The 6,820-nt window shown below is 45.7% G+C and carries 5 protein-coding genes; 1 reads left to right on the top strand and 4 read right to left on the bottom strand.

The window, feature by feature from the left end:
• From C7B77_RS20350 to C7B77_RS20365, 4 genes are all read right to left on the bottom strand, one after another.
• The coding region (locus C7B77_RS20350) for a tyrosine phenol-lyase (RefSeq protein WP_219892218.1) at positions 1-1,479 on the bottom strand (1,479 nt) is incomplete at its 3' end.
• A 419-nt stretch (positions 1,480-1,898) separates the two neighbouring features.
• Positions 1,899-2,339 (bottom strand): cupin domain-containing protein, encoded by a 441-nt coding sequence (locus C7B77_RS20355; RefSeq protein WP_106309057.1) that lies wholly within the window; start codon positions 2,337-2,339, stop codon positions 1,899-1,901.
• Positions 2,340-2,576: 237 nt separating this feature from the next.
• The gene (locus C7B77_RS20360; protein ID WP_106309060.1) at positions 2,577-3,557 is read right to left on the bottom strand and encodes an outer membrane protein; all 981 of its coding nucleotides are present in this window, start codon (positions 3,555-3,557) and stop codon (positions 2,577-2,579) included.
• A 200-nt stretch (positions 3,558-3,757) separates the two neighbouring features.
• Positions 3,758-4,321, bottom strand: a complete 564-nt coding sequence (locus C7B77_RS20365) for a DUF4126 domain-containing protein (RefSeq protein WP_106309063.1) — start codon at positions 4,319-4,321, stop codon at positions 3,758-3,760.
• A 274-nt stretch (positions 4,322-4,595) separates the two neighbouring features.
• Here C7B77_RS20365 and C7B77_RS20370 point away from each other — a divergent pair, with 274 nt between their 5' ends.
• Positions 4,596-6,539: an ABC transporter ATP-binding protein gene (locus C7B77_RS20370; protein WP_106309067.1), complete on the top strand. Its 1,944-nt coding sequence runs from the start codon at positions 4,596-4,598 to the stop codon at positions 6,537-6,539.
• Positions 6,540-6,820 lie beyond the last annotated feature (281 nt).

A 6,820-nucleotide genomic window follows, 5' to 3' on the forward strand; every position in this document is an offset into this window, starting at 1 on the left:
CAGATGTGTATAAGAGACAGTTGTCAGACCCTCTATCCGATCTCGATTGTAATAAACCTCTTCCACTGCTTCAGCAGTAAGATCCATGTGTGCCTGAGTGTATACCCGACGTGGAATCGTCAGGCGGACTAGTTCTAAATTAGGATAATAATGGTCGCCAGTTTCTTTATTGCGCCCAGCAGAAACAATCCCGCGCTCCATCGTGCGAATACCTGCCTCTACATAAAGCTCTGCGGCCAGACGTTGCGCGGGGAAACAGTCTTGCGGAATGTGGGGCAAAAAGGCTTTGGCGTCCAAATAGATGGCATGACCGCCAATTGGTACCACCACCGGAATTTTCCAATCGATTAACTTCTGTCCCAGATACTCTACCTGCCCCACCCGCGCGCGAATGTGGTCGTCTTGGACTGATTCTTCGATGCCTCTAGCCATCGCTTCCATATCCCGTCCAGCCATGCCGCCATAGGTGTGCAAACCCTCATAGATGACGACGAGATTGCTGGCTTCTTCGTATAATTCAGGGTCGTTGAGAGCCAGCCAGCCGCCGATGTTAACTAGGGCATCTTTTTTGCCGCTCATCGTGCAGCCATCGGTATAAGAGCAAAATTCGCGCAAGATCGTGGCAATTGTCTGGTGGCTATAATCTGCTTCTCGCTGTTGGATAAAGTAAGCATTTTCCACCGCGCGAGTCGCATCGAGGATAATTCGGATGCCATGGCGTCGGGCGAGCTGGTAGACTTCCCGCATATTTGCCATCGAAATCGGCTGTCCGCCAGCCATATTAACGGTTCCAGCTACGCTGATGTAGGGAATGCGCTCTGCGCCGACTCGATCGATCGTATCAGTCAGTTTTTGGAGATCGATATTGCCTTTAAAGGGGTGCAAAGACGCCGGATCGTGAGCTTCATCGATAATTACATCGACAAACGTACCGCCTGCCAATTCTTGATGCAGCCTGGTGGTGGTGAAATACATATTTCCAGGTACACAGTCGCCTGGTTTTATCAGGATTTGAGACAGAATATTTTCGGCACCACGCCCTTGGTGTGTCGGGATGATATGGGAGTAACCGTAATACTTCTGGATTTTTTCTTCTAAATGATAAAAGTTTTTACTACCTGCATAGGACTCATCCCCCATCATCATTCCCGCCCACTGGTAATCGCTCATTGCGGCGGTACCACTATCGGTGAGCAGGTCGATATAAACATCTTCCGATCGCAACAAAAAAGTATTGTAACCCGCTGCCTCGATCGCGCGTTCTCGCTCGGCGCGAGTAGTAATTTTTAATGGCTCCACCACCTTAATCTTATATGGCTCTGCCCACGATCGACGGCGGTGCGGACGAGCTGGTTTGATATCGGGGGCTGTCTGCGCGACTGGGATGGGTGCAGCAGGATCGGAGATTGGGGCAGCATCAGATCGGCTGTCGGCTAATTCTGTCTCGATCGAGTAGCTTGGAAGATTCAGATCGTTCATCTAGTGCATCCCAAAACTTTACTTAGATACTTCCTAGTGTAACGACTGAAAATTGGCTAATTTGTGATTAAACAGACAGAATTAGATATTGTTGGTGCAAATTCAGATCGGAAATCGCGGCAAAGAGCGATTATTCCCTGCCGCATTATCGACTTATTTTTTTGACATTTAGCTCTAGCAATTGTCGATCGTCGATCGGTTTTCGATCGATCGGGTCGTGCGATCGCAATAACCCAAACTCCAATTCACCTGAGATAGCATAGAATCGTTCTAACCGATCGAAACATTATTTGCAAGTGAAAAGTCATTCACTATCTCGATTAGAATATCTCAATCTTTAGAATAGACAACATATAAAATTTTTATCCTACAAGATCGAGATATCCGTTCGATCGAGTTACAAGTAAATCCGATCGTATTTATGCCGCAATCGGGCACTGTTTGCCTGACGATAATCGATCGACTCGATCGAAATCGTAAGGAAAAGGTGCTTTCAGCGGGCGATAATCTGCTGGATGTGCTTGCCCGTGACGGATGACGGCATTAATCAACATACATGGTTCGTCATTGAGATTGATGGCAGAATGGGGAACTAAGGGGGGAATCGTCACCACCTTTGGTTCGCGATCGTTTAAATGAATATATTGATACTTGCCATCGTGTAAGATGACTAAAATAAATTTACCCCTAACTACCATCAATTGGTCGGTTTGATATTTATGCACAAACATATCATCGATCGCATTTGGGGGGATTTGCACCAGCATGGTTTCATGGCTGGCTTGGGGAGTATAAAATTGAATTAATCCAGCTTTGGCTGAAGTCAGGGTCTGAATTTCTACGCCTTTAGATAATGACATACTGAATCTCCAAAAGTTTGGGATAGTTAGCCCGAAAAAGGTAGTACACGGAAGGGTAATAATTCTATTTTTAGTAAATTGAGATCGGCTCACAATTTAACTGGGATATTTCTCATGTTAACGAGTAAAAATGCTAGAAATTGTTACCAAACAAACAAATTGTATATTTTTATGTCTAATGACGTAGAAAGTTGCCACTTGCGGATAAGTGCAGCGTTATTTAACGCGATCGCCAATTTAGAAGTTAACTCCCACCCGGACATTCACACCTCGGATTGAGTGGTAGCCCAGTCCGAAGCTCACGCTATCGCTAGGGCTGTAAATGACGCCACCACCGACTGCTCCAGTAGTATTGGTAATATTAGTTTGCTTGAATAGCTCGTTAGTCGCTTGCGATTGGGCGATCCGACCGACATTCTGAAAGTAGATTCCGACGCTACCATAAGCAGCAACCTGCGGAGTCACGTCTACAAATCCCAGCAAATCTAACCCCCATTGCGGGCTGAGTTTCTTGACACCGAGATCGTTAAAGAAGAAATTACTCGGTAGCGCAAAATCATTGACGGCTCCAGGCAGACTATCTTGGTTAAAAAGTGCCCCAACTTCCAAACCGATGTAATTGTAGCGAATGCCGATACTCGGAGCGATCCCACCGTTAGTGAATCCAGCCGAGCCGAACAGTTGAGTGGAACTAGTACTTTGGAAATTACGCTCGGCGATGCGATCTTCTGCTGGCACTGTCTGCGGATAAAAATACCCAGGGCTAAAAATTATTTGACCGGGGGTCGAGTAAGGGTAAAAAGGATCGTAGTAATAGTAAGGAAAGCGATTGTTCTGCTGGCGCAATCTAGTCAACTCGCTATCGGCTTCGCGGACTTTTTGCGGATCGCTCCCAGATTCGCGCACTTTATTTATTTGCTCTTGCACCCGCTGTTCGAGATTGCCATCAAAGCCGCGCTCTCTGATTTCTCGGCGCAGATTTTCGCCATCTTTGAGCACGCGTTCGGCATCGCGTTGTCGATCTAGTTGTTCTTGAGTAGGTACGTTGGGGTTTTGCGCGATCGAATTCGAGGACGATCGGGTTGTAGTTCGAGATAAAGTTTGGATGGGTACTTCTGCACGACGTTCGTTAGCATCGCCTCTATGACAGAAAATCGTGAAGATCGAGGTAATCGCAATAGTTGTAGAAATCGTTCGGCAAATTTTGTGTGGCATCATAAGGCGATCGAATTCCTCGATTCAGTGTATTCTTCAATGTAATTGAGCCAAAAAATTAGTTTATGCAGCGTTACTATACTTGGCACTGTCATAACTTGAGGTTAGGGTTTAGTCTTTAGGCTTTAGACTTTAGAGAAAACAAACTCCATTACTCATTACTCATTACTCATTACTCCTTACTCCTTACCCCGCTCCCACCCTCACCGCTCCACCGACTTCTGTCCCTCCTTGTACCATTGATACCAACTTTGAGAACTGCGAATCGCCAGCCACAAAATTAATAGCGCAATCAGTCCGCCAGAATTAGGTGCTTTGAAAGCAAATAGCACCAACAACACGCACAAAATATCTTCGATTAATACCGCCCAAATCGGCAACCCGCCTTTGAGCCGATAAAACCAACCCACTTTTACCAGTTGCAAAACTAGGGCAAATAAGCCCCCAACTACGCCCAAAATCCAGACCGCTTGGGTTGGTTGCTGCAAGATCCGCGCTACTGCCATGGCCATTACAGCACCGACTAAGGGGCTAAATACGAGTTCGACAACTTGCAACAGCCGCTGTCCCCAGAGTTGTTTAGAAATTACCAGTTCTAAAAACGTCCAAGCACTCAGGACGGCAATAATAACCGAGGGTTGAATGCGATCGAGCAGCGGTACCTGTTGCCACAAGTCATTTCTGAGCAGACCGATTACCAGCAGCGGCAAAGCGATTCGCATTCCAGCAGCAGCAGATACTGATAGTACGGCCAAGATTCCAATCATGATTTTTCTGCTGTTGCAAAGTTATTCGTCCAACTATTATTGACAAGGTTAGCAGTTTGAATGTGCCATAAAATCATCGCCCCGAACATTCGGCAAAGTTCTGCAATTACCTACAGTACGCTACGCGATCGAACGATCGAAACACCAAATCTAAATCGATAATAGCAACTATCTTCCCCCGATCGAGTCCGCAGGTCATAGTCACAAATGGTACCGATCGATGGCGTAAGATTGAGTTATCCTAGTTCAATCGACCTTCATCCCAGATCTACCTATGACCGATCGCGATTCTGTCCTTGATGTTCGTAATTTACGCATCCAATTTGCCGGGGTCAAGCAACCCGCAGTCGATGGGATCTCCTTTACACTCCAGCGCGGACAGACATTGGGCATTGTGGGCGAGTCGGGTTCTGGTAAATCGGTGACTTCGCTAGCGGTAATGGGATTGCTACCCAATGCTGGCAAGGTAACGCAGGGCGAAGTATTATTTCAGCCATACGCGGACTCTACACCACAGCAATCGATCGATTTATTGACATTATCACCATCGCAATTTTCGAGTTATCGCGGCGAACAAATGGCAATGATTTTTCAAGAGCCAATGAGTTCGCTCAATCCGGTATTTACGATCGGTTATCAACTAATTGAAGCAATTTTACAACATCAATCGGTATCCAAGGCGGAAGCTCGCCGTCAAGCGATTTATCTGCTGCAAGAAGTTAAATTAATTCCCAGCGACGATCGTTTAAAAGAGCAACATTTAGCCAGTCTCAAATCGATCGATGCTTTAGCCGAGCCAATGATGCCCAGCTCGACATCGCCGAGCGAGCGGGAACTGAATGATGTTATCAATCAACAAAAACTTTCGTGGTTAGAACGCTATCCGCATCAACTTTCGGGCGGACAATTACAGCGGGTGACGATCGCGATGGCGATTTCTTGCAATCCGACTTTATTAATTGCCGACGAGCCAACAACAGCTCTCGATGTGACCGTTCAAGCCACCATTTTAGAACTCCTTCAAGAGTTGCGCGACAGGCGGAATATGGCGATGATTTTTATCACCCACGACCTGGGAATTATCGCCGAAATTGCTGATGTGGTCGCCGTCATGTACAAGGGTAAAATAGTCGAATATCAACCAATTTTAGACCTATTTCAAAATCCCACCCATCCCTATACCAAAAGTTTACTAGCTTGCCGTCCGCGCCCCGATCGCGAAGTCAAAATTCTGCCGACGATTAGGGATTTTATGACAGAAGAGGTGTCATCAGACGGCCAAATTCAGATCGTTGAAAAACCACAATCCCTAGCAGTAGTCAACCAAGAAATCCCGATCGACGTTCGTCCGCTTAAATTACCAGAAATCGACGATCGAGCCGAACCGATTTTAGCAATCCGTAATTTAAAAGTAGGCTTTCCCGCACAAGGAATCTTTGGTAAAAATCGCCAACAATATAATTGGGCTGTCAATGATGTTTCCTTTGGCGTTTATCCCGGCGAAACACTCGGCTTAGTCGGCGAATCTGGCTGTGGCAAAAGTACCCTAGCGCGCGCAATTTTAAGACTGATCGAACCGCAACAAGGATCGATATCGTTTCAGGGTAGAAAAATTAATAACCTTCGGGGTGAGGCGATGCAAGTTCTCCGCAGAGACTTACAAATCATCTTCCAAAACCCATTTAGCGCGCTCAATCCTCGAATGAATATCTGCAATCTGATTATCGAGCCGCTCGTCATCCACAAAACAGTTAAGAGCAAAGCACAACGTCAAGAACGCGCCGAATATTTACTCCAACGAGTCGGTTTGAGTACCGACTATCTCACCTCTTATCCCCACCAACTTTCTGGCGGACAACGCCAACGGGTATGTATAGCGCGCGCGCTCGCACTCAATCCTAAATTTATCATCTGCGACGAATCCGTATCTGCCCTCGATGTCTCCGTGCAAGCACAGGTATTAAACCTGCTCAAAGAGCTACAGGGTGAATTTAATCTCACATATATTTTTATCTCTCACGATTTAGGCGTCGTCAAATTCATGAGCGATCGGATTATGGTAATGAATCAAGGTAAGATTGAAGAAATCGATTTTGCTCGGACTATTTACGAATCACCAAAAACTGAATATACGCGCAAATTAATCTCTTCGATACCGCTCGGTACTATCGATCGGATTATTCAGCAACAAAGTACTAGAGGGGTAATTAGTAATTGAGAATTGAGAATTGAGAATTGAGAATTAGCCAATTCAAATTACGTAGGGTGGGCACTGCCCACCAACACCATTTTCGATTTAACGAGATAAATATTTGGGCATTTAATATCGATCGATTATTGAAGAGATTGTTCGATCGATAAAAACAATTTTAATTCTTTTTGCTACAGCTCTAAATGTTCTGTGGACAGCAAATCCAAATTACGTAGGGTGGGCAATGCCCACCAACACCATTTTCGATTTAACAAGCTAAATATTTTGGTGTTTAATATCGATCGATT

Origin of the sequence: Chamaesiphon polymorphus CCALA 037 (assembly GCF_003003845.1) — a bacterium.
GTDB classification, from domain to species: domain Bacteria; phylum Cyanobacteriota; class Cyanobacteriia; order Cyanobacteriales; family Chamaesiphonaceae; genus Chamaesiphon; species Chamaesiphon polymorphus.

What these genes read in the sequence shown, in the direction of transcription:
- C7B77_RS20370 (WP_106309067.1), top strand. Translation starts at nt 4,596, where the DNA reads ATGACCGATCGCGATTCTGTCCTTGATGTTCGTAATTTACGCATCCAA.
- C7B77_RS20360 (WP_106309060.1), bottom strand. Translation starts at nt 3,557, where the DNA reads ATGATGCCACACAAAATTTGCCGAACGATTTCTACAACTATTGCGATT.
- C7B77_RS20355 (WP_106309057.1), bottom strand. Translation starts at nt 2,339, where the DNA reads ATGTCATTATCTAAAGGCGTAGAAATTCAGACCCTGACTTCAGCCAAA.
- C7B77_RS20365 (WP_106309063.1), bottom strand. Translation starts at nt 4,321, where the DNA reads ATGATTGGAATCTTGGCCGTACTATCAGTATCTGCTGCTGCTGGAATG.